Genomic DNA, 23,341 nt, shown 5'->3' with positions numbered 1-23,341 from the left:
TATTGAACGGCGAGAAGTTAATTCGTACTTCTCGCTGTTTGTTCAGCTGTTATTCAGTCAACTTCGATGTAACTTGTTGCCAAAGTTGTTGCTGCGTGATGAGCCCGTCTTTTTCTTGTCGCAGGGTATTCCAGTCCTCGGCATTTACAATGCCGAGGACTTGCAGTTGCCCGTTACCATCGATGCGGACAAACAACGCACTACCGTATTCGGCGTCCTTCGTCACATGTTTCAGGCCGGCCTGCTTTTGAAAGTCAGCGATGCAACCGCTGTGGGTCACCAGTATCAGGTTGCGATGGGCCACCTTGTGCGCCACGACATCGTTACGCAGGGTCGTGCCGCAGGTCGCCAGCCACTCCTGGGTACGTGGGTCGCTGTTGAACATGTAATGCGCGGTCTGCACTGTGCGTGTCAGCGGGCTGGTCAGGATGTCAGCCTGCTTCAGGCCCAGGCGTGCCAGGCCTTGGCCAACCCCAGCGGCCGCCTCACTGCCGACACGGGTAATACCGTCAGGCGGGCCCAGGCAAGGATTGCCGGAACGGTCGCACCGCTCGGTATGACGAACCAGCACCGCGATCTCGCCGGCACTCCATTGTTGCAGCAGTTGGGCCCGGACTTGTGCACCTTCCTCGGCCAGGTTGGTCAGGGATTTCGGCCACAGGACAAAGCCGGTGACCAGCGCGGCGACAGTCAGTGCAGCCATGGCGACGATCGATTTAGGCAGGCGCGAAGACGGTTTACGCGAAGCGAAGTTAAACAAGTGTGTTCACCCGTTGGAGCACCAGGGAGTATGCGGTTAAACAAAACCTGGAACAGCGCAATGAATATCCGCCGAATTCAGCTTCGACGAATTAATTGCACCCAAAGTTAAATGTGCGCAGGTGTCGGAACGGTGAACGGAATGTGAAAAAGTTGCTGAGGGGGTTGCGGCGGATAATTAGTCAACTACTGGAAATTGTTATCTTTTGCTCTTGCGTGGGATGGCAGCGCGAAACAGGGAGGACCTGAGGGATAGGATTAACGGCGAACTTGTCGCCGTTAATCCGGGAGGCAGGAAAAAGGCATTCAGGGCGAAGTGCAACTCGGCTGTGATCGGGTGGCAGCCTGGCTGATCAGCGCGGCCAGGCGTTTGACATTGTTTTGCTGGGCCAGTACCAGGTCGTCGATGGTTGCGCCTGACGGCGTTTGCAAGGTGCTGCGGCAAATCACCCGCGCCGTGTCGCCTGTGTCGGCACTGCGCAGACGCCATCGCACGTCCATCAGCGCGTATTGACCGGGGACCGAGTCAAAACGCTGCACATCGACCCGCACCGAGTGTTTGCCTTGTACAGGACTGTTACTCAGTTGATCGGCCAGCGCACTGCGCAATTCGTCCACAAGGGGCGCGCCCCACCATTGGGTTTCCAGGATCGCCAGGCCACCGTTGCCTTCGCGGATGACAATCTGTGCACGATCGACCTGGGGCGGCACGCTGACCGTCTCAATCTGAATCACTCCGACAGTGGCCCTTGAGTGATCACCCACCTGCTCCGGAGTCAGGGTGTGGAATTGAATCGGATCACTGCGGCAAGCGGCGAGCAGCAACAGCGCGGTGACCAGTGTGAACTTCAGCGGAAAAGCCATGGTTGATGCTCCTGTGTTCAATTGCGCGGTGGCCCTTGCAGATCCAGCGGCGCGGCATTGTTCGGACGGCCGCGAATCAGCGACTCCGGATGCCGCCCCAGGTAATCCGAAAGATCACGCAAGGACCTCGACGTGCGTCCCAGTTCATCCAGGGTCTGCCCCAGTTTTTCCCGTTGCGGCGAGTCCTCGGCCAAGGTCGAACTGGCGGATTTCAGGGTCGAGTTGGCGGTCTCCAGGGTCTTGCTGACTTCCGACAGGGTGGATTGCACGCCAGGCAGGATCTTGCCGTTGAATTGCATCATGCCTTTACGCAGTTCGACGAGATTGCCATCGAGATTGCCGGCGATTCGCTCGATCGGCAGTTTGTTGATCTTGTCGACCATGGCTTCGAGTTTTTCTTGCAATTGCTCGAGGCTGCCCGGGATGGTCGGGATCATGACCGGACGCGCTGTTGCATCGAAAGCGACTTTTTCTGCCTTGGGGTAGAAATCCAGGGCGATGTACAACTGGCCGGTCAGGAAATTGCCGGTGCGTGCCTGGGCACGCAAGCCGTTGTCGATAAAGGTGCCCATCAGCCGCACGCCCCCAGCCTCGTCATTGGGGTCATGATTGAGTGCCTTGAGCATTTTTATGTGGGCCTGGCCCAGGCGTTGCGGATAAATCACGATGCCGACGTTGACTGGAAAGCTGCGTTTCTTTTCGTCGTAATCCAGATTGACCGCCACCACCTTGCCGATTTCCACACCGAGGAATTCCACCGGAGCATCGACCTTGAGACCGCGCAATGCCTGGTCGAAGCGCATGGCCAGGTACTGCGGCTTGCCGTTTGGCGGGGCAAGGGCGGTCTGCTGGTCTTCGAACAGTTCGTAGGCGTACTCCGCGGCGGCCGGTTTATCGTCAGGGCTGTAGTCGGGTGCGCGGAAGGCAATGCCGCCCACCAGCAGGGAAGACAACGATTCGGTCTTGACCGCAAAACCGTTGGCGCCGACGTTTACGTCAATGCCGCTGGCGTTCCAGAATCGGGTGTTTTCGGTGACGTACTTGTCATTGGGCGCATGGATGAACAGCTCGATGTTCACGCCCTTGCCATCCGGGTCCAGCGCGTAGGCCACCACCTGGCCCACCGGGATCTTGCGGTAGTAGACCGGGGAGCCGATATCCAGCGATCCCAGGTCCTGGGTGAACAGGGTGAAGCGCTTGCCCGGCTCGCCGTAAGTAATGGGGGGCGGGTTTTCCAGCCCTTTGAAATTTTTTGCCCGGCCATTGGCCTGGCCGATATCGGCACCGATGTAGTCGCCCGACAGCAGGGTATCGATACCGGACACGCCGCCAGCACCAATGCGTGGCCGCACGACCCAGAACTGTGAATCCTCGCGGGTAAAGCTCTCGGCCTGCTTGGCCAGTTTGATGGTGGCGTTGACACTCTTCTGGTCGCCGCTCAGTTCCACGTCCGAGACATGACCAATCACCACATTACGGTATTTGACCTCGGTTTTATTCGCGGTCAGGCCGTCCCCGGTCTTGAACGTGACAACGATGGTCGGGCCTTGCTGCAACATGCTGTGAACCACCAGCGATATACCCACCAGCACCGCTACGATCGGCACGATCCAGACCAGCGAAACGCTGAAACGGCGGGTCTTGATCGGTGCCTGCCCGGGGGCTTGCGGCCCTTCAGTGGCTTGTGACTTCATCCGTGACCTCCTCATTGTGTGGGTTTCCCCGTTCTTTATCCCAGATCATGCGGGGATCGAAACTCATTGCCGAGAGCATGGTGAACACCACGACCAGACCAAAAAACAGAATGCCCGGGCGCGGTTCAATGTCGGCCAGCGCCTGGAATTTCACCAGCGAGGCCACCAGGGCGACCACGATCACATCGAGCATCGACCAGTAGCCGATGACCTCGACGAATCGGTACAGCGTCGAGCGCTCTTTACGTGCCCACTCGCTGTCGCGTTGCACAGTCACCAACAGCAATGTGATGGCGACGAACTTGATGCCCGGCACCGCGATACTGGCAATGAAAATGATCAGGGCGATGTCCCAGGCCCCGGCCTCCCAGAACTCCAGCACGCCGCTCATGATCGTGCTGTCGGCACCGTTGCCGACCATTTGGGTGTTCATCACCGGCAACAGGTTTGCCGGGATGTAGAACACCAGGGCCGCGAGCATGTAGGCCCAGGTGCGGGTCAGCGAATTGGTTTTGCGCCGGTGCAACGGTGCACCGCAACGCTCGCACTCGTGAGGTTCGTCAGTCATGTCGCAGGCGAGCCCGCAGGTATGACACAGGCACAGGTTGAGCTCGTCGGCGTAAGGAGGCGTGCTCATACCATGTCCCACAGTTCGCGAATGTCGCGCCCGGCAATGCGGATCATCATCAGGCTCAGTACCGCCAGGGCGAACAACCCTATGCCGGGCAGCACATCAAGCAGTCCGGCGAGTTTGATCACCGCGACCATGGCGCCCAGCAGGCAGACTTCGAGCATGCTCCAGGGCCTCAAGGTTTCCAGCCAGCGCATGCAGACCTTGAAGCCGGGCGCGCGTTGCCCGCAGAGGGCGAAGCCCAGCACCCAGATCAGCAGCAGCAACTGGAAGATCGGCGCGATGATCATGGCGATCGCTGCCACCATGGCGATGAAGGTGATAGGCCCCATGCTCAGGGCCAGCACCGAGTCCCAGAGTGTTGCGCTGTTTTTTACGCCTTTGAGGTTGATGCTCATCACCGGGTAGAAATTGGCGAAAATCCAGAGCATGAGCGCGGTGAAGGTCAACGCAAGACGTTGCTCCACCGTGAGGCCGTTATAGCGCTGAAGCACGCCGCCGCAGCGTGTGCACAAGGTTTTCTGATGTTTGGCGAGCGTGACTTTGTGGTAAACGCTGTCGCAGTGCTCGCAGATGATCAGCTGATCGGTAGTTGCCATGGGACAAGCTCAACAAGTGGCAGGAAGTTCAGAGCACCCCCTCAATATAGAAGTGACTTGCGATTGAGCAAATAGAAAGTCAAAACAAGGACACAGCAAGCACAACACGCCAGCGGATCAGGTCCGATCGGCAGTTCACATTGTTCGCCTCACGCTTGGCGCAACGACCCACTTGGTGCGTCATGTGACAAAAGCGACGAGCGACCGGGAAATCCACTGTCGGCCCTGCGCGCATCAAAAAATAACGGGCTAGGCTTTTGCGGGTGCCTTGAGTAGTGACGGGAGTTCTATTACCGGGTCAGTTGTCCTCCTTGAACTTTCCAGGGGCATGGTTTGGGGAAAACTCATCAGGGTCCGGTCATTGACTACCTCATGAACAAGTAGTCGACCAGGATTCCGCCGATAAAAGGAAGGTCAACATGAAAAGGCTCCCGCATCGCTCCAGGTTATTCATTGCCTGTTCGTTATTGATAGCACTCAACGGTATCGCTCAAGCCGCACAATCGGAAAAGCCCAATATCCTGTTCATCGTTTCCGATGACACCGGTTACGGTGATCTGGGGCCGTATGGTGGCGGTGTCGGCCGAGGCATGCCGACCCCCAGCATCGACCAACTGGCCGCTGAAGGTACGACCTTCTACTCCTTCTATGCGCAACCGAGCTGCACACCCGGTCGCGCCGCCATGCAGACCGGACGCATCCCCAATCGCAGCGGCATGACCACCGTGGCTTTCCAGGGCCAGGGTGGTGGTTTGCCGGCCGCCGAGTGGACGCTGGCCTCGGTGCTCAAGACCGGCGGCTACGAGACCTACTTCACCGGCAAGTGGCACCTGGGTGAAGCCGACTATGCACTGCCCAATGCCCAGGGCTACGACGTGATGAAGTACGTCGGCCTCTATCACCTCAATGCCTATACCTACGCCGACCCAACCTGGTTCCCCGACATGGACCCGGATACACGGGCAATGTTTGCCCAGGTGACCAAGGGTGCACTCTCGGGCAAGGCCGGGGAGAAGCCGGTCGAAGAGTTCAAGATCAACGGCCAGTATGTCGATACACCTGTCGTCGACGGCAAGCCCGGTGTAGTCGGCATTCCGTTCTTCGACAGCTATGTCGAGAAGGCCGCACTGGAATTCCTCGACACCGCCGCCAAATCCGACAAGCCCTTCTTCATCAACGTCAACTTCATGAAAGTGCACCAACCGAACCTGCCCGCACCGGAGTTCGTCCACAAGTCGATCTCCAAGTCCAAGTACGCCGATTCGGTGGTCGAACTGGATACGCGCATCGGCCATATCCTGGACAAGCTCAGGGCACTGGGCCTGGATAAGAACACGCTGGTGGTCTACACCACTGACAACGGTGCCTGGCAGGACGTTTACCCGGATGCCGGCTACACGCCATTTCGTGGCACCAAGGGTACCGTGCGCGAGGGCGGTAACCGGGTCCCGGCGATCATGGCCTGGCCCGGAAAAATCAAGCCAAACGCCAAGAACCACGACATTCTCGGCGGTCTCGATCTGATGGCGACCTTCGCCTCGGTGGCCGGTATCAAGTTGCCGGAGAAGGATCGCGAAGGTCAGCCGATCATGTTCGACAGCTACGACATGACCCCTGTGATCACCGGCACTGGCCCCGACCCACGTAAAGAGTGGTTCTACTTCACCGAAAACGAGTTGTCGCCGGGGGCGGCCCGCGTAGGCAACTACAAGGCCGTGTTCAACCTGCGTGGCGACAATGGTGTACCGACCGGCGGCTTGGCCGTGGACACCAACCTGGGCTGGAAAGGGGAGTCGAAGTACGTGGCAGTCGTACCGCAAGTCTTTGACTTGTTGCAAGATCCACAGGAGCGCTACGACATCTTCATGAGTAACGTTACCGAGCGCACCTGGACCATGGTGCCGATCAGCCTGGCGATCAACAAGCTGATGCAGACCTACATCAAATACCCGCCACGCAAGCTGCAAAGCATGGGCTATGACGGGCCGATCGAATTGTCCAAGTATCAGAAATTCCAGTCGGTTCGGGAGGATTTGCAGAAGGAGGGCGTTAACATTCCGATGCCGCAATAGGCCCTACGGGACACCTGAGGCGAGGGTCGACTCGTCTCAGGCGCCCGCTGGTCAACCCAGCATTTCCCGCATCCGATACCAGAACATGCCAAGGGCCAGCAACGGCGAGCGCAGGGCGCGTCCGCCGGGGAAGGTCATGTGCGGCACGGCGCTGAACACGTCGAAGCCTTTGCTGTGTCCGGCATGGATCGCTTCGCCCAACAACTTCGCGCACCAGTGGGTTACGTTCAGGCCATGGCCGGAATAGCCCTGGGCGTAGAACACGTTGGGGTGCTGGCTCAAGCGCCCGACCTGCGGGAAGCGGTTGGCCGAGATGCCGATCATGCCGCCCCACTGATAGTCGATGCGCGCATCGGCCAGTTGCGGGAACACCTTGAGCATTTGCGGGCGCATGTAGGCAGCGATGTCCGCCGGGTCGCGCCCGGAGTAATGACAGGCACCGCCGAACAACAGGCGCCGATCCGCCGAGAGCCGGTAATAATCAAGTCCGACTTTCTGGTCGCACAGCGCGACGTTGTGCGGGATCAGTTTTGCAGCGGCTTCTTCTGACAAGGGTTCGGTGGCGATGATGTAGCTGCCCGCCGGGAGCACCTTGCCACTGAGCTTCGGTTCCAGCTCTTCCAGATGCGCATTGCAAGCGAGCACCAACGTACCGGCACGCACGGTGCCACCGGCGCAGCGCACTTGCACGGTGCTGCCATGGATCAGTTCCAGTACCGGGCTCTGCTCGAAGATCTGCACGCCAAGGGACTCGGCGACTTGCGCTTCGCCCAGTGCCAGGTTCAGCGGATGCAAATGCCCCGAGCCCATGTCCACCAGGCCGCCGGCGTAAACGCCGGAGTTCACCACCTGCTCACGGATCTGGCCAGGTTCGATCAAGCGGGTTTCATGGGCATAACCGGACTCAAGCAGTTCGGCGTGCTCGGCCTTCAACCCGGCAAAGTGTGCCGGGGTGTTGGCCAGCTCGCAGAAGCCCCAGCGCAGGTCGCAATCGATGCCGTGCTCGCGGATGCGATTGGCCACCACTTGCACCGACTCGGTCCCGGCGTACTCAAGGTACTGCACGCCATCGGCGCCGATGTGTTTGGCGAAACCACTGACATCATGGCCGATACCCCGAATCAACTGGCCGCCGTTGCGCCCACTGGCGCCCCAGCCAATCCGCCGGGCCTCCAGCAGGACCACCGAGAGCCCGCGCTGGGCCAGCTCGATGGCGGTGTTGATGCCGGTGAAACCCGCGCCGACCACGCAGACATCGGCCACAAGGTCCGAGGCCAGCGCGGGGCGCTGTCTCATGCCCTTGGCGGACGCCGCGTAATAGGAGTGGGTATGTTCCTTGGTGTACTGGTTCATTTGTTGGACTTCACTTTGCTCCACGAGCGGGTCATCAGGCGCATGATCGACTGCGGCGGCGTGGTGGAGATGTAGAGTTTGTCGAGGACTTCCTGGGACGGATAAACCTCGGGGTTGCTGACCAGCTCAGGGTCCATGTACTGCTTGGCGGCCGGGTTCGGGTTGGCGTAGCCGACCGACGCACTGACCTTGGCAATCACTTGCGGGTCCAGCAGGTAGTTGATGAAGGCGTGGGCTTCCTTCGGATTGCTGGCGTCGGCGGGGATGGCCAGCAGGTCGAACCACAGGTTGGCGCCTTCCTTGGGAATGGCATAGGCGATGTTCACGCCGTTCTTGGCTTCCTTGGCGCGGTTGGCGGCCTGGAATACGTCGCCCGAATAACCGAACGCCACGCAGATGTCGCCGTTGGCCAGGTCCGAGACGTACTTGGAGGAGTGGAAGTAAGTGATGTAAGGACGGATCTGCAGCAACTTGGCTTCGGCCTTCTTGAAGTCCTCAGGGTTTTCGCTGCGCGGGTCCATGCCCATGTAGTTGAGAACTGCAGGGAATACTTCGTCCGCCGAGTCCATCATCGACACGCCGCAGGCGCTGAGCTTCTTGATGTTTTCCGGTTCGAACAGCACGGCCCAGGAGTCGATCTTGTCGATGCCCAGCACAGCCTTGACCTTTTCGACGTTGTAGCCGATGCCGTTGGTGCCCCACAGGTACGGCACCGAGTGCGCGTTGCCCGGATCGTTTTTCTCCAGCAGCGTCAGCAGTTTCGGGTCGAGGTTCTTGAAGTTCGGCAGTTGCTCGCGATCGAGCTTGAGGAACGCGCCGGCCTTTACCTGGCGGGCGAGGAAGTGGTTGGACGGCACCACCACGTCATACCCGGTACGACCGGCAAGCAGCTTGCCTTCCAGGGTTTCGTTGGAATCGAATACGTCGTAGATCACCTTGATCCCGGTCTTGGCCTGGAAGTCGGCGAGGGTGGTTTCGCCGATGTAGTCGGTCCAGTTGTAGACGCTGACCTGTGGCTGAGCCTGGGCAACGGCGCTGAACAAGGCTGCCAGGGCGAGCGGGACGACGGATTTCAATAGACGCATATCGATACCTTCTTGGAATTATTGGGATCTATAGGAATTCACCACACCCCTGTAGGAGCTGGCTTACCAGCGATGGCGGCCTGTCAGGCAACAACAATGTTGGATGTGCCGGCCTCATCGCTGGCAAGCCAGCTCCTACAGAGGATGTCGGGGACTCAGACGCTGAGCATCAGGAACTCACGCTCCCACGAACTGATCACGCGCTTGAAGTTCTCGTGCTCGGCGCGTTTGACCGCGACATAGCCCCGCACGAACTTGCTGCCCAAGTAGCGGCTGATGGTGTCGCATTCTTCCATCTGGGTCAGGGCGTCCTCGATGGTGATCGGCAGGCGCAGGTTGCGACGCTCATAGGCGCGGCCCTGTACCGCGGCACTCGGCTCGATGCGCTCGACCATGCCCAGGTAACCGCACAGCAGGCTGGCGGCGATGGCCAGGTACGGGTTGGCGTCGGCGCCTGGCAGACGGTTTTCCACGCGCATCGCGTCCGGACTGGAGGTCGGCACGCGCAGGCCGACGGTGCGGTTTTCTTCGCCCCATTCGACGTTCACCGGTGCCGAGGTGTCCGGCAGGAAGCGGCGGAACGAGTTGACGTTCGGCGCGAACATCGGCAGCACTTTCGGGATGTATTTCTGCAAGCCGCCGATGTGATGCAAGAACAGCTCGCTCATGTTGCCATTGGCATCGGCAAAGATCGGCTGGCCGGTGGCAATGTCCACCACGCTCTGGTGAATGTGCATGGCGCTGCCTGGCTCGTCGCCGACCGGCTTGGCCATGAAGGTGGCCGCCACGTTGTGCTTGAGCGCCGCTTCACGCATGGTGCGCTTGAACACGGTGATCTGGTCAGCCAGGTCCAGTGCGTTGCCATGACGGAAGTTGATTTCCATCTGCGCCGGGCCGTCTTCGTGGATCAGCGTGTCGAGGTCCAGGCCTTGCAGTTCGCACCAGTCGTAGACGTCTTCGAACAGCGGGTCGAATTCGTTGGCCGCGTCGATGGAGAACGACTGGCGACCGCTTTCGGCACGGCCCGAACGGCCCATCGGTGCCTTGAGCGGCAGATCAGGGTCTTCGCAGCGCTGGGTCAGGTAGAACTCCATTTCCGGCGCGACAATCGGCCGCCAGCCTTTGTCGGTGTACAGCTGCAGGACTTTTTTCAGCACGTTGCGCGGCGACAGTTCGATCGGGTTGCCGAACTTGTCGAAGGTGTCGTGGATCACGATGGCGGTCGGCTCGATGGCCCACGGCACCACATAAACGGCGTCGGCATCCGGCTTGCAGACCATGTCGATATCGGCCGGGTCGAGCAGGTCGTAGTAGATGTCGTCGTCGACAAAGTCCCCGGTTACCGTTTGCAGAAGGACACTTTCCGGCAGGCGCATGCCTCGCTCATGCAGGAACTTGTTGGTCGGTGCAATTTTGCCGCGTGCAATGCCGGTCAGGTCGCTGACGACGCACTCGACTTCGGTAATCTTGTGATCTTTCAGCCAAGTGAACAGCTGATCGAAAGGGACATTCATAAAGACCTCGTTATTGGTTTTATTAACGCCAGGAGAGACCGGTTTCATCCGCCGGACACTTCCCCTGTAGCGCGTTGAGGTCTATCTTGGGCGAGCCTTGCGGTTCCATCTATCCACTTTAAGCAGCACAAAGCGCACCAAAAGAGTGCGTAAGGTCGTCCCATGACAGGTTCCAATTCACTCCAGGTCCAAGCGTTCAACACCGCCGATGTCGCCGAGCAAATCCGCGCCACACCGGGCTGGACACAGCATTACCAACAGATGTCGCCGGGGCATTTCGCGGGTTTGGTGCGTTATCTGGATCTGCAGGGCGTGGAGATTTACGAAGAGTCGATGAACACCCGCGTCGAGCAGAATTTCAGTGCGCCCCAGGGTTCGCTGTCGTTCTGTTTCGATCGCGGCGACAACGCGCTGTACGTGTTGAATGGCGAAAGCCGCAACATCTGGATCACCCCGGAGAACTACCAGGAAATCGCCGTGGTGTTCGGTCCGGAGTTCGTAAAGCGTCATAGCCTGGACATCGCCCGGCTCGAAGGGCTGTTCCTGGCGCCGCTCAACTCCCAGCAGAACGCGCTGTTCTGCCGTTGGCTCAGCGGAACCTTGACGCGGCTGTCGCAGACCTTCGATCCGCCGAGCCGCGAAGCGCTGACCCAGCAACTGCTGGAAGATTGCCTGTTCATCCTCGACAACGCCTGTGTCGGCCTCGACCAGGGCGCATTGCAGCGCCGTGCCGGAGAGCGGGCGATCATGAAACGGGTGGGGGAATGGGCGGCAGATACGCCGGAAGAACACCTCAACCTGCTGGAACTGTCCCAGGTTGCCGGGGTTTCACTGCGCCAGTTGCAGCACGCGTTCAAGACCTACACCGGCATGGCGCCAACCCAATGGCTGCGCCTGCGCCGGCTCAACAGCGCCCACCGCGAATTGCTCAGCCGCACGCCGACGCAAACCACTGTGGCTGAAGTGGCCATGCACTGGTCGTTCTGGCACCTGGGGCGATTCTCCAGCAGCTATCGCGCGCTGTTCAAGGAATTGCCGAGCGACACCCTCAAGCGTGCGAGCGTCTCGCAGCCAACCGGGCGCGGCCGACGTTAAAACGTCGGCGGCGTAATCACCCAGATCACCACCGCATCCACCTCGCCGGGATTGCCGTAGCGGTGCGGTTGCTGGCTGGAAAAGCTGAAACTGTCGCCTTCATTGAGCTGGAAATGGCGTTCGCCGACCCACAACTCGAAGCTGCCGGACAGCAGGTAACCGGCTTCTTCACCGTCGTGGCTGTAGCTTTGCTGGCTGTAAGTGCCTGGCGGGAAACGCGAGTGGAGCATTTCCAGTTGGCGATTGGCTTGCGGGGTCAGCAACTGGTCGACGATGCCGTCTTCGTAATGCACGTTCAGGCGGCTGTGCTTGCGTACCACGATGCCGTCGTCTTCAGGTGCGGTGACCGCTTCACTGGCGAAGAACCACTGGATGGTGACGCCGAGACTGCGGGCAATGTTGAACAGCGCCGGGATCGATGGATAAGCGAGGTTGCGTTCCAGCTGGCTGATGTAGCCGGCGGTGAGTTCGCTCTGTTGCGCCAGCTCCGCCAGAGTCATGCCCCGGCGTTTGCGCAGGCCGCGAATGCGCGTGCCGAGGAAATGCGGTTCGGCGCTGCCTGATGCGGGCTGGGTCTTGCTGTTGGTGCTCATGAAGGATTCCGAACCGGGAAGGGGACCAGACCCCCTGTAGGAGCGAGCCTGCTCGCGATGGTCGCTAACGATAACGCTGGAAGCCTGACACCCAGCGGTGTTCTCGGGTCCATCGCGAGCAGGCTCGCTCCTACAGGGGGTGGTGTTAGCCGTTAAGACCCCGGAGTATAAACAGCCTCAGAGCTCCCACGCGACCTTCAGACCTTCATAAATCGCTTCTTCGGCGGTGCGCGGCGCCAGGCAGTCGCCGATGCGGCGAAACTCCACCAATCCTTGCAACTCGGCGCCCAAGGTATCCAACGGTTGGTGCCCCTGGCACAGCACCAGCGTATCGATGTTCTCCATCAGCATCGGTTCGCCACTGGCGGTGTGTTGCAGGTAGACCGTGTTGTCATCGCAGCCATACAGCCGCGCGTATGGCGTGATCGGCACGCCCAGCTTGTGCAGCTCGCCGGCCAGTTGATCGCGCACGTACAGCGGCAGGTTTTCCCCGCAATGGGTGCCGTTGACCGCCAGTTGCACCTGATGTCCGGCACGAACCAGACGCTCGGCGATGCCGGGGCCGATCCAGTCGCAGCGCCAGTCGACCACCACCACTGAACGGCCGATCTGTACCTCGTCGCGCAACACCTGCCAGGCATCCACCACCTGCAATTCACCGCCGCGCTCGAAGGCTGGCCAGTACGGCTCCGCACCGGTAGCGACGATCACCATGTCCGGTTTTTCCTGCTCCACCAGCGCGCGGTCGACCCGGGTGTTGCGGACCACGCGCACGCCGGCCAGTTGCATTTCCCGCTGCAGGTTGGTGCTGGCACCGCCGAACTCGCTGCGTCGTGGCAGCAACTGCGCGAGCAACACCTGGCCGCCCAGTTGCGAACTGGCTTCGTACAGGGTCACGTCATGGCCGCGCTGGGCCGCGACGGTGGCGGCTTTCATCCCGGCCGGGCCGCCGCCTGCAATCATGATGCGTTTGCGCTGTGGCGCTTGTCGGCGTTCGCCGAAGATCAGCTCGCGCCCGGTTTCCGGGTGCTGGATGCAGGAAATCGGCAAGCCTTTGTGGAAGTGGCCGATGCAGGCCTGGTTGCAGGCAATGCACGCCCGCACGTCTTCGACGTGGCCGGTGTCGGTCTTGTTGGGCATTTGTGGATCGCAGATCAGCGCCCGGGTCATGCCACATACATCGGCCTGGCCGCGAGCCAGGATCAGCTCGGCTTCCTGGGGTTGGTTGATGCGCCCGGTGACGAACAATGGAATGTCCAGACAGGCCTTGAATGTCCCGGCTTCCTTGGCCAGGTAGGCCGCTTCGATCGCCATCGGTGGCACGATGTGCACCGCGCCGCCAAGGGATGCCGAGGTGCCGGCGACGATGTGCACGTAATCGAGCTGCGTTTGCAGCAGCTGTACGGCGGCCAGGGATTCGTCTTCGGTCAGGCCTTCCGGGTCGCGCTCGTCGGCGGAGATGCGCAGGCCGACGATGAACTGCTCGTCCGTCGCCGCACGCACAGCGGCGATGACTTCGCGCAGAAACCGCAAACGCTGTTCCAGCTCACCGTTGTAGCCGTCCGTACGCCGGTTGACCCGTGGATTGATGAATTGCGCTGGCAGGTAACCATGGCTGGCGACCACTTCAACGCCATCGATCCCGGCCTGATGCAGGCGTCGGGCGGCAGCGGCGTATCCGCCGACAATCTCGTCGATCATCGCCTGATCCAGCGCGCGGGGCATCACCCGGAAGCGTTCGTTGGGCACCGACGAGGCGGAGTAGGCCACCGCCAGCAGGCCATCGCTGGACTCCATGATTTCCCGCCCCGGATGGAACACCTGGGACAACACCACGGTGCCGTGGGCATGGCAGGTTTGCGCCAGTTTGCGGTAACCCTCGATGCACGCATCGTCGGTGGCCATCAGCACGTGGGAGGTGTAGCGCGCACTGTCGTGCACGCCGGCCACTTGCAGCACGATCAGCCCGGCACCGCCTTCGGCACGCGCCCGGTGATAGGCGATCAATTGCTCATTGACCAGGTTGTCGGTGGGCATCGACGTGTCGTGACCGCTGGACATGATGCGGTTTTTCAGGCGCTTGCCACGGATCTCCAGGGGTTCGAACAGGTGCGCGAAGGCGGGTGTTGTCATGGTACGGGTACTCCAGGCGGGCCGACCTCGACCTCTTGTAGGAGCAAGCATGCTCGCGATGAACGTGAAAGCGTCGCGGGCACTCAGGCCCCCCGCGTTTTCGTTAACGTCCATCGCGAGCATGCTCGCTCCTACAGAGATGCACAGGTGTTGTTATTATTGCCCTATAGAAATTTACCTTCAGTAAAAAATCAACTTGTTTTTTTACTGTGTCTTGCAGTAATTTCGTCTCGAGCCCGCTCCCGGGGCTTACCTCACAACAATAAAAAAGGGCTGCGCGGGCCTTGGGTCCCGTGGCACCTGCAAGAGGAACCACTGATGAAATCGCACACGCTCAAGCACGGTTTTTATCCCTTGGTGTTGTCTGTGGCCATGGGCCTGGGCAGCGCTCAGGCAGCATCGGACATGGTGGTGGTCGGATACGGCGGAGCCGGACAAAAAGCCCAGGACGTGGCGTTCTTTCAACCGTTCGCCGCCGTGGATCAAAGCAAGGTGATCCAGAGCGAATACAACGGCGAGATGGCCAAGATCAAAGTGATGGTCGACACCGGCAACGTCGACTGGGACGTGGTGCAGATCGAAGGTCCCGACCTGATGCGCGGCTGCGAAGAGGGCATGTACGAGCGCCTGGACTGGACACGTCTGGGCCACGCCGACCAGTTGATCCCCGACGCGGCCCAGGAATGCGGTTCCGCAGCCTTGGTATGGAGTGTGGCGATTGCCTACGACACCGACAAACTGGCCCAGGCCCCGACCTCGTGGGCAGACTTTTGGGACGTGAAGAAAACCCCCGGCAAGCGTGGGCTGCGTAAACGCGCGGTGTACAACCTGGAATTCGCCTTGCTGGCGGACGGGGTGAAAACCGAAGACGTCTACAAGGTACTCAGTACCCCGCAGGGTGTGGACCGGGCATTTGCCAAACTCACTGAACTCAAGCCCTACATCCAGTGGTGGGAGGCCGGTGCACAACCGCCGCAATGGCTGACCGCCGGTGACGTAGTGATGACCTCGACCTACAGCGGACGCATCGCCGACGCCGCGCAGAAAGGCAGCCATCTCGGCCTGGTCTGGCCCGGCAGCCTGTACGGCATGGACTACTGGGCGATCATCAAAGGCTCCCGGCACGTGGATCAGGCCAAGCGCTTTATCGCCTTCGCCAATCAGCCGGACGCCCAGGTCAACTACGTGCAGCAGATCCCCTACGGCCCGACCAACACCCAGGCCGCCGCACGACTGGACGACAAACTGGCGCAATGGGTGCCCACTGCGCCGCAGAACCTCAAGGGCGCGCTGTCGATGAACGTCGGTTTCTGGGTCGATCATGGCGAAGAGCTCGAAGAGCGCTTCAACGCCTGGGCCAGCAAATAACCTGGCTTTGCCGGAACTGGCTTTTGTAGGAGCTGGCTTGCCGGCTCCTACGGAGATAGTTGGCTGGACGTATACACGCGTCCAGCCTTAAGGTCTGCCGTAGTCGATCAGCCTGGAGAACCCCAATAATGAACAAAATCGCCACTCACCTGGCTCCCGAGCGCAGCGCCACCGAACAGCGCCTGCGTGAGGAATTGGCGGCCTGCTACCGCTTGATTGCGCACTTTCGCATGACCGATTTGATCTTCACCCACATCTCGGTGCGCATTCCGGGGCCGGAGCATCACTTTTTGATCAACCCTTACGGGCTGATGTTCGATGAAATCACCGCGTCCAATCTGGTCAAGATCGACCTCGATGGCCACGCGGTCGAGCCGTCGCCGTACCCGGTCAACCCTGCCGGTTTCGTGATCCACAGCGCCATCCATGGTGCCCGTGACGATGCGCAATGCGTGCTGCATACCCACACCAAGTCCGGTTGCGCGGTGGCAGCGTTGAAGTGCGGGTTGTTGCCGGTGAACCAGATTTCCATGGAGTTCTATGGCCGGGTCGCTTACCACGACTATGAAGGTGTGGCGCTGGATTTGAGCGAGCAACAACGGCTGGTGGCGGACCTGGGCGATAAATCGGTATTGATGCTGCGCAACCATGGTCTGCTGACCGTTGGCGAGACGGTGAGCCAGGCGTTCCTGCGCATGTACTACCTGGAAAAGGCCTGTGAGATTCAGTTGGCGGCCCAGGCTGCCGGTGAAGTTGTGCTGCCTTCGCACGCGGTCTGCGCGCATACCGAACGGCAGTTCAATGATCCGGGGCGGCCGCTGGAAGAAGGCGAACTCGCCGATCCGGATGCCATGCAACTGGCCTGGGCGGCGTTGTTGAGAATGCTGGAGCGCATTGCACCGGGTTACCGCGACTGATCCGGATTTTGTGTTGTATGGACTGACGTCATCGCGAGCAAGCTCGCTCCCACAGTGGTTGGGGTTGTTCGCAGATCTTGCGTACAGCCGTTGACCCTGTGGGAGCGAGCCTGCTCGCGAAGGGCGCGCCTCGGTTCCCAAACTTACACCCGACTAGAGAAAAGGCCCGCTCTTGCTGTACAGTCGTTCAGCTCGCCGCTAACCCGCGCGGGCCTAAACGATTGAACCAAGGAGCGTGTCGCCCATGAATCAGGAAGCCCGTTTTTCCCGCATGGAACCGGAGTTGCGCAAAGCCAACCTGATCGAGGCGACGCTGGTGTGCCTCAAGCGTCACGGCTTCCAGGGCGCGTCGATCCGCAAGATTTCCGCCGAGGCCGGCGTCTCGGTGGGGCTGATCAGCCATCACTATTCCGGCAAGGACGAACTGGTGGCCGAGGCCTACATGGCGATCACCGGACGGGTCATGACCTTGCTGCGCGACGCCATGGAGCAAGCCGCACCGAATGCCCGGGAGCGCTTGTCGGCGTTTTTCCGTGGTTCGTTTTCCGCCGAACTGCTCGACCCGCAACTGATCGATGCATGGCTGGCGTTCTGGGGCGCGGTGAAAACCGCCGAGGCCATCAACCAGGCCCACGATCATTCCTATGGCGAGTATCGCGGCATCCTGCGCAAGGTGCTGGCGGAACTGGCCCAGGAGGAGGGCTGGGAACACTTCGATGCCGACCTCGCTGCCATCAGCCTCAGCGCGTTGCTCGACGGTTTGTGGCTGGAGTCCGGGCTCAACCCCGGCACCTTCACCCCGGAGCAGGGCATCCAGATTTGCGAGGCCTGGGTCGACGGTTTGCAGGCCGGCGGCCGCCAGCGCTTTTGCGTGCAGACGAGCGACTGTTGATCAGTCGTTCAGCAATGGATACTCTCTGGCGCCGATGCAGGAAAACACTCTAATAAGAAACTGGCCTTCGGGCCTATGCCGGACACCAAGCGATGACTCCTCGGGTATTGATCGTCGATGACGATCCGCTGATTCGCGATCTGCTGCAGGCCTACCTGTCCCAGGAAGGCTACGACGTCCATTGCGCCGCCACGGCGGAGCTGGCGGAAACCTTCCTGGCCAGCCAGACCGTGGACCTGGTGATGCTCGACATCCGCCTGCCGGGCAAGGACGGCCTGACCCTGACCCGCGAGCTGCGGGTGCGCTCGGAAGTCGGGATCATCCTGATCACCGGGCGCAACGACGAAATCGACCGCATCGTCGGCCTCGAATGCGGCGCCGATGACTACGTGATCAAGCCTCTCAATCCACGGGAATTGGTGTCCCGGGCGAAAAACCTGATTCGCCGGGTACGTCACGCGCAAACGCCAGCGCCTGCCGTGGCGGTGGCCAAGCCGGTCAAGCAGTTCGCCGACTGGGCGCTGGACACCGACCGCCGACGCCTGATCGATCCTTCCGGCAGCGAAACCCTGTTGACCCACGGTGAGTACCAGTTGCTCAGCGTATTCCTGCGCAACAGCGGCCACACCCTCAGCCGCGACCAGTTGATGGACCAGATCCGCAACCGCGAATGGGTGCCCAACGACCGCTCCATCGACGTACTGGTCGGGCGTCTGCGCCGCAAGTTGCACGACGATCCGGCCGAACCGCAGTTGATCATCACCATCCACGGCGCCGGTTATCTGTTCACCGCTGGTGTAGCGGCCTGAAGCTGATGACACGATGGGTTTGCCTGCTGGCGTTGCTGGTGGCCGGTCATGCCGCCGCAGCGGACAAGGTTCGCTATTGCGATTACCCGGTGTACCCGCCGATCTCCTGGAGCGACGGCAAGCAAGTGCGTGGCCTGGCACCGAGCGTGGTGAAAAACCTGTTCGGCCAGTTGGGTTACGAGGTCGAGATCGTGGTGCTGGGCAACTGGAAACGCTGCCTGCTGGACGCCGCCGAAGGCCGGGTCGATGTCGTGCTGGCCTACAGCACCGCGCAACGGGAACAGAGCATGTCGTTCTCGACAGTGCCGGTGTTGCGCGAAGAAGTGGCGCTGTTCATCAACCGTCAGCACCCGGTGACATTCGAACAGCTGGACGACCTGGCCCATTACCGCGGTGGCCTGTTGTTCGGCGAAAGCTACGGCGTGGAGTTTGATCGCATGGTCGCGCGCAACAACAACATCGAATGGGTTTCCGACAGCCACCAGAACTTCGGCAAGCTGGTTCGCGGGCGCATCGACTTCATCACCCAGGAGCGGCGTACCGGCCAGTTGTACGTGGAAAACCTGCCAGGCGGCCAGGACATCGTCGCCTTGCCCAAGGCATTGAGCGTGGACTACCTGCGGGTCGCCGTGTCGCGGCGCTCGCCCTTGGCCACTCGCATGCCCGATATCAATGCACAGTTGCAGCGCATGGTCGATGCCGGCGACATCGAGCGCTGGCTCAACGAGAGTGAAGTGACCTACCGCGACATGATCAACCTGCCGGCGGATGCGCAATGATTCGCGCCCGTCCCGGTGGACTGTTGCGGCGCCTGTTGCTGTTCATTCTGTTGTTCAGCCTGTGCTTCACCGTGCTGGCCAGCAGCGTGCAGTTGTACATCGAGTACCGGCGGGAAATGCGCGACATCGACTCGCGCATGGAATTGATCCGCGCTGGCTATCTGGCCAGCCTGGAACGCAGCCTCTGGGACTTGAACCAGGAACAGCTGAACGTGCAGTTGCGCGGCCTGGTGGACTTCTCCGATGTCGCCCGGGTGCGCTTGACCAGCGCCGATTTCGACCTGTTGCAGGGTAATTCCGAGCCGGTCGGGCCGCTGCGCATCGAGCGCTTTGCCCTGGACTATCAACCGCCGTCCGGCCCGTTGCGCAACCTTGGCGAACTGGAAGTCAGTACCGATCTGGGAGCGGTGTACCAACGTCTCTACGCCACCGGGTTGACCAGCCTGTTGTGGATGGCGGTGTTTCTCTGCGGCTTGGCCGTGGCATTGTCCGGGCTGTTTTATCGACTGGTGACCCGGCACCTGAAAGTCATGGCCGAGTTTGCCCGGCGCATCGCCGCCGGTGAATGGCAGGAACCCCTGCACTTGGACAAGCGTCGCGGCAATGACGAAATCGACACCGTGGCCCACGCACTGGACGACATGCGCCGGGCGATCCTGCGGGACATCGAGCGACGGGAAACCGATCGCCTGGCCTTGCAGGACAACCGCGACGAGCTGCTGAAAATGGTCGAGCGCCGGACCGCCAGCCTGATGCGCGCCAAAGACGAAGCGGAAGCCGCCAACCTCGCCAAATCGCGGTTTCTGGCGACCATGAGCCACGAGCTGCGCACGCCCCTCAATGGCATCCTCGGCATGGCCGAACTGTTGCGCGGCGCGCGTCTGGATGCCCAGGATGGCAAACGCCTGGATGCCTTGCACAAGGCCGGCGAAGGCTTGCTGACGATCCTCAACGAAGTGCTGTACTTCGCCAAGCTGGAGGAGGGCGTCAGCCATCCCGAACCGGTGGATTTCTCGCTGCGCCAGTTGCTCGACGAGGTGCTGACACTGCTGGAACCGCGAGCGTTGAACAACGACACGATCCTCAGTTGCCGGGTTGACCGGCGGATTGCCGAGCATCACCACGGCGCCGAGCAGTTCTTGCGCCAAGTGCTGAGCAACCTGTTGGCCAACGCGATCAAGTTCACCGAAGGCGGCGAAGTCAGCGTCGAGGTGGCGCTTCTCAGCGAAACGGGTGGACAGACCGGGCAGCGCCTGCGGGTCAGTGTCACGGACGACGGCATCGGCATTGCCCCGGCGATGCAGGCGAAGATTTTCGAGCGCTTCACCCAGGCCAGCGAAGAAATCGCGCAACGTTTTGGCGGCACCGGGTTGGGATTGGCGATCTGCAAACATCTGGTGGAACAGATGGGCGGCTGCATCGGCGTGGACAGTGAAGTGGGGCGCGGCAGCTGCTTCTGGTTCGAGCTGGCCTTGCAACCGGCCAGCGGCGTGGTTGAGGCGGAACCGGTGCGGGCGGTGGGGCCGGCACTGAACATCCTGGTGGTTGAAGACGTGGCGCTCAACCGCGAAGTGGCCAAGGGCTTGCTGCAACGGGACGGCCACCGGGTGTGGCTGGCCGAAGAGGCGCAACAGGCGCTGGAACATTGCGCGTCGCAGGCGTTCGACCTGCTGTTGCTGGATGTGCATCTGCCGGGTATCAGCGGTGTCGAGTTATGCCGACAGATCCGCAGCAGCGACGGGCCGAATCGCCGCACCCGCATCTTCGCCCTGACCGCCAGCGTGCAGCCGGCGCTGGTGCGCGGTTACCTGGAGGCTGGCATGGACGGTGTCCTGGCCAAGCCCTTGAAGCTGGAAAACCTGCGCCAGGTGCTGGAAGGGCATGCGCCCGTCGCCGAGTCGCTGCTGAGCGATGAGGCAATGGACTGGCCGTTGCTGCAGACCCATCGAAACTTGCTGGGCGAGCAAAAGGTCCAGGGCCTGCTGGCGGTGCTGCGCGACTCGATTGTTCAGCACCGTGATGCGCTGCATGAAGCCATGTCCGCCGAGGACTGCACCGAGGTCGCGCAACTGGCTCACCGTCTGGCCGGCAGCTGCGATTCCCTGGGGTTTCGTGCCTTGGCCATCACCTTGAGAGCACTGGAGACCTTGGCGCTGGCAAACGATGAATCGGCTATCCAGCGCATGAGCCTCGCGCTGGATGAACAATTGCAGCACGCGCTGACGACCCTCAAAGGCCTGTTGCAGAGCTGACGTACAAGTTTGTTACGACTTTGTACAACTTCGATCTTTACGGTCAACGCGAACTTACATGGCTTTCCAATAATCGACGCAACCGCCGCAGCGCGGTCTTCGAAGCTTATTGGAGATAATAATAATGAATTGCCGTAAAGCTGATCCCTCCCTGCGCCGTGACGTCCTGTCGCGCGCTGCACACCTCACCGACTGCTGAGGTGCCGACATGAACGAAAACACTGATAGCAGCACTGATCGCAAAGGCATCCAACTGACCCGTGCCCTCAAGAGCCGGCACATTTTCATGCTGTCCCTGGGCGGCGTCATCGGCACCGGGCTGTTCATGGGCTCCGGCGTGACCATCAATCAGGGCGGCCCGGTCGGGGCGATCCTGGCTTACCTGGTCGCGGGTTTCCTGATGTACCTGGTGATGGTTTGCCTGGGCGAACTGTCGGTGCAGATGCCGGTGTCCGGTTCGTTCCAGACCCACGCCACCCAATACATCGGCCCGGCCACCGGGTTCATGATCGGCTGGGTGTACTGGATGAGCTGGGCCACCACCGTCGGCCTGGAATTCACCGCCGCCGGCATGCTGATGACGCGCTGGTTCCCGACGGTGCCGATCTGGTACTGGTCGGCGCTGTTCGTGGTGGTGCTGTTCGGTATCAATGCCATGGCGACCCGCGCCTTTGGTGAAGCCGAATACTGGTTCTCGGGGATCAAGGTCGCGGCAATTCTCGGTTTCATCGTGGTCGGCGTGCTGGTGATCTTTGGCGTTATGCCCTTGAGCAGCGGCGCACCGGCGCCGATGGCGACCAACCTGATTGGCGATTCGCTGTTCCCCAACGGTCTGTCGGCGGTGTTCGCGGTGATGATGACCGTGGTCTACGCGTTCCAGGGTTGCGAGATCATGGGCGTGGCTGCCGGTGAAACCGATCAGCCGGAAAAGAGCATTCCCCGCGCCGTGCGCAACGTGGTGTTCCGCGTGCTGATCTTCTACGTGCTGGCAATCATCGTGCTGTCGGCCATTGTGCCGTGGCAGCAGGCGGGCCTGATGGAAAGCCCGTTTGTGCAGGTGTTCGACATGGTCGGCATCCCCTACGCCGCTGACCTGATGAACTTCGTGATCCTGACTGCGATCCTGTCGGTGGGCAACTCCGGCCTGTACGCCTCGACGCGCATTCTGTGGGCGATGTCGAAAACCGGCATGGCGCCAAAGAGCCTGTCGACGTTGAGCAAGCGTGGCGTGCCGCTGCGTGCCTTGAGCATCACTTTGTGCTTCGCGTTGGTGTCGCTGATGACCAGTTTCGTCGCCGCCGACACCTTGTTCATGGTGTTGATGGCAGTGAGCGGCATGTCCGGCACCGTGACCTGGATTGTCATTGCGCTGGCGCAGTACAAGTTCCGCAAGGCGTATCTGCGCGATGGCGGCAAACTCAGCGACCTGAAATACCGCGCGCCGTGGTTCCCGGTGTTGCCGCTGATGTGCATCACATTGTGCTGCTCGCTGTTCGTGTTCCTGGCCCTGGATGAAACCCAGCGTCCATCGCTGTATTGGGGCTTTGGCTTCATTGCGCTGTGCTATGGCGCGTACTTCCTGATCCATCGCAAGCGCCAGGGCGTGTTGGCACCGAGCTTGCCGGCTGCATAACACCTCCAGCCAACCACTTCCCCTGTAGGAGCGAGCCTGCTCGCGATAGCGGTGGATCAGTCAACAGAGATGTTGAATGTGATTCCCTCATCGCGAGCAGGCTCGCTCCTACAGTTGTTTTATGGCGCATTGAAGATCCCTGTAGGAGCTGGCTTGCCAGCGATAGCGGCCTCGAGTCATGCCTCTGCATTGAAAACACCTTCGCCGGCGAGCCGGCTCCTACAGATTGTGCGTTGCCGTTTGTTCGAAGTTGTAACAGTCATCCGCGCAGCAAACTGGATTCTTCGAATAAAACCAAT

Annotated in this window: 19 protein-coding genes; 9 read left to right on the top strand and 10 right to left on the bottom strand. The window is 60.8% G+C overall.

All coding sequences use genetic code 11. The features are described 5' to 3' along the window. Window positions 1–49: 49 nt before the first annotated feature. From pmrG to B0D71_RS03765, 5 genes are all read right to left on the bottom strand, one after another. Window positions 50–703, bottom strand: coding sequence for a lipopolysaccharide core heptose(II)-phosphate phosphatase PmrG (pmrG, locus tag B0D71_RS03785; RefSeq protein ID WP_108724259.1), 654 nt, complete (start codon window positions 701–703; stop codon window positions 50–52). Between the two features lie 362 nt (window positions 704–1,065). Next, window positions 1,066–1,623 (bottom strand): PqiC family protein, encoded by a 558-nt coding sequence (locus B0D71_RS03780; RefSeq protein WP_103393536.1) that lies wholly within the window; start codon window positions 1,621–1,623, stop codon window positions 1,066–1,068. A gap of 17 nt (window positions 1,624–1,640) precedes the next feature. Further along, entirely contained in the window at window positions 1,641–3,317 is a 1,677-nt protein-coding gene (locus tag B0D71_RS03775) for a PqiB family protein (protein ID WP_103393535.1), read from the bottom strand. Then, a complete protein-coding gene (locus B0D71_RS03770; protein WP_103393534.1) occupies window positions 3,298–3,954 on the bottom strand; it encodes a paraquat-inducible protein A in 657 nt (218 codons plus the stop codon). Before B0D71_RS03770 ends, B0D71_RS03775 begins: the two co-directional genes overlap by 20 nt. After that, the gene (locus B0D71_RS03765; protein WP_103393533.1) at window positions 3,951–4,547 is read right to left on the bottom strand and encodes a paraquat-inducible protein A; all 597 of its coding nucleotides are present in this window, start codon (window positions 4,545–4,547) and stop codon (window positions 3,951–3,953) included. Before B0D71_RS03765 ends, B0D71_RS03770 begins: the two co-directional genes overlap by 4 nt. 419 nt (window positions 4,548–4,966) lie before the next feature. Between B0D71_RS03765 and B0D71_RS03760 the strand changes: the two genes are divergently transcribed. Then, window positions 4,967–6,619 (top strand): arylsulfatase, encoded by a 1,653-nt coding sequence (locus B0D71_RS03760; protein WP_103393532.1) that lies wholly within the window; start codon window positions 4,967–4,969, stop codon window positions 6,617–6,619. Between the two features lie 51 nt (window positions 6,620–6,670). On the opposite strand, the gene B0D71_RS03755 is transcribed toward B0D71_RS03760, so the two are convergent. The 3 genes from B0D71_RS03755 to B0D71_RS03745 form a co-directional block, all read right to left on the bottom strand. Then, window positions 6,671–7,972 (bottom strand): NAD(P)/FAD-dependent oxidoreductase, encoded by a 1,302-nt coding sequence (locus B0D71_RS03755; RefSeq protein ID WP_103393531.1) that lies wholly within the window; start codon window positions 7,970–7,972, stop codon window positions 6,671–6,673. Then, entirely contained in the window at window positions 7,969–9,057 is a 1,089-nt protein-coding gene (locus tag B0D71_RS03750) for a polyamine ABC transporter substrate-binding protein (protein ID WP_103393530.1), read from the bottom strand. Before B0D71_RS03750 ends, B0D71_RS03755 begins: the two co-directional genes overlap by 4 nt. Before the next feature lie 155 nt (window positions 9,058–9,212). Further along, entirely contained in the window at window positions 9,213–10,571 is a 1,359-nt protein-coding gene (locus B0D71_RS03745; protein WP_103393529.1) for a glutamine synthetase family protein, read from the bottom strand. A 162-nt stretch (window positions 10,572–10,733) separates the two neighbouring features. Here B0D71_RS03745 and B0D71_RS03740 point away from each other — a divergent pair, with 162 nt between their 5' ends. Next, a complete protein-coding gene (locus tag B0D71_RS03740; protein WP_103393528.1) occupies window positions 10,734–11,666 on the top strand; it encodes a helix-turn-helix domain-containing protein in 933 nt (310 codons plus the stop codon). Here the strand turns inward: B0D71_RS03740 and B0D71_RS03735 are convergent. Further along, complete coding sequence (locus B0D71_RS03735; RefSeq protein WP_103393527.1) at window positions 11,663–12,259, bottom strand: helix-turn-helix domain-containing protein; 597 nt, start codon at window positions 12,257–12,259, stop codon at window positions 11,663–11,665. The two genes, B0D71_RS03740 and B0D71_RS03735, sit on opposite strands and share 4 nt — an antisense overlap. 177 nt (window positions 12,260–12,436) lie before the next feature. Then, a complete protein-coding gene (locus B0D71_RS03730) occupies window positions 12,437–14,392 on the bottom strand; it encodes an oxidoreductase (RefSeq protein WP_103393526.1) in 1,956 nt (651 codons plus the stop codon). A 318-nt stretch (window positions 14,393–14,710) separates the two neighbouring features. Between B0D71_RS03730 and B0D71_RS03725 the strand changes: the two genes are divergently transcribed. The 7 genes from B0D71_RS03725 (at window position 14,711) to B0D71_RS03695 (ending at window position 23,042) form a co-directional block, all read left to right on the top strand. Then, window positions 14,711–15,760: an ABC transporter substrate-binding protein gene (locus B0D71_RS03725; protein WP_103393525.1), complete on the top strand. Its 1,050-nt coding sequence runs from the start codon at window positions 14,711–14,713 to the stop codon at window positions 15,758–15,760. Window positions 15,761–15,888: 128 nt separating this feature from the next. Next, window positions 15,889–16,677, top strand: a complete 789-nt coding sequence (locus B0D71_RS03720) for a class II aldolase/adducin family protein (protein WP_103393524.1) — start codon at window positions 15,889–15,891, stop codon at window positions 16,675–16,677. Between the two features lie 244 nt (window positions 16,678–16,921). Then, a complete protein-coding gene (locus B0D71_RS03715; protein ID WP_103393523.1) occupies window positions 16,922–17,569 on the top strand; it encodes a TetR family transcriptional regulator C-terminal domain-containing protein in 648 nt (215 codons plus the stop codon). A gap of 92 nt (window positions 17,570–17,661) precedes the next feature. After that, complete coding sequence (locus B0D71_RS03710; RefSeq protein ID WP_103393522.1) at window positions 17,662–18,378, top strand: response regulator; 717 nt, start codon at window positions 17,662–17,664, stop codon at window positions 18,376–18,378. Between the two features lie 5 nt (window positions 18,379–18,383). Next, a complete protein-coding gene (locus tag B0D71_RS03705) occupies window positions 18,384–19,157 on the top strand; it encodes a substrate-binding periplasmic protein (protein ID WP_103393521.1) in 774 nt (257 codons plus the stop codon). Continuing rightward, window positions 19,154–21,409 (top strand): ATP-binding protein, encoded by a 2,256-nt coding sequence (locus B0D71_RS03700; protein WP_103393520.1) that lies wholly within the window; start codon window positions 19,154–19,156, stop codon window positions 21,407–21,409. The genes B0D71_RS03705 and B0D71_RS03700 overlap by 4 nt, the downstream gene beginning before the upstream one ends. A gap of 208 nt (window positions 21,410–21,617) precedes the next feature. Then, window positions 21,618–23,042, top strand: coding sequence for an amino acid permease (locus B0D71_RS03695; RefSeq protein WP_103393519.1), 1,425 nt, complete (start codon window positions 21,618–21,620; stop codon window positions 23,040–23,042). Window positions 23,043–23,341 lie beyond the last annotated feature (299 nt).

Origin of the sequence: Pseudomonas laurylsulfativorans (genome assembly GCF_002906155.1) — a bacterium.
GTDB lineage: Bacteria > Pseudomonadota > Gammaproteobacteria > Pseudomonadales > Pseudomonadaceae > Aquipseudomonas > Aquipseudomonas laurylsulfativorans.
The sequence above is the reverse complement of the archived record's forward strand: the minus strand, read 5'-3'. Positions and strand labels throughout refer to the sequence as shown.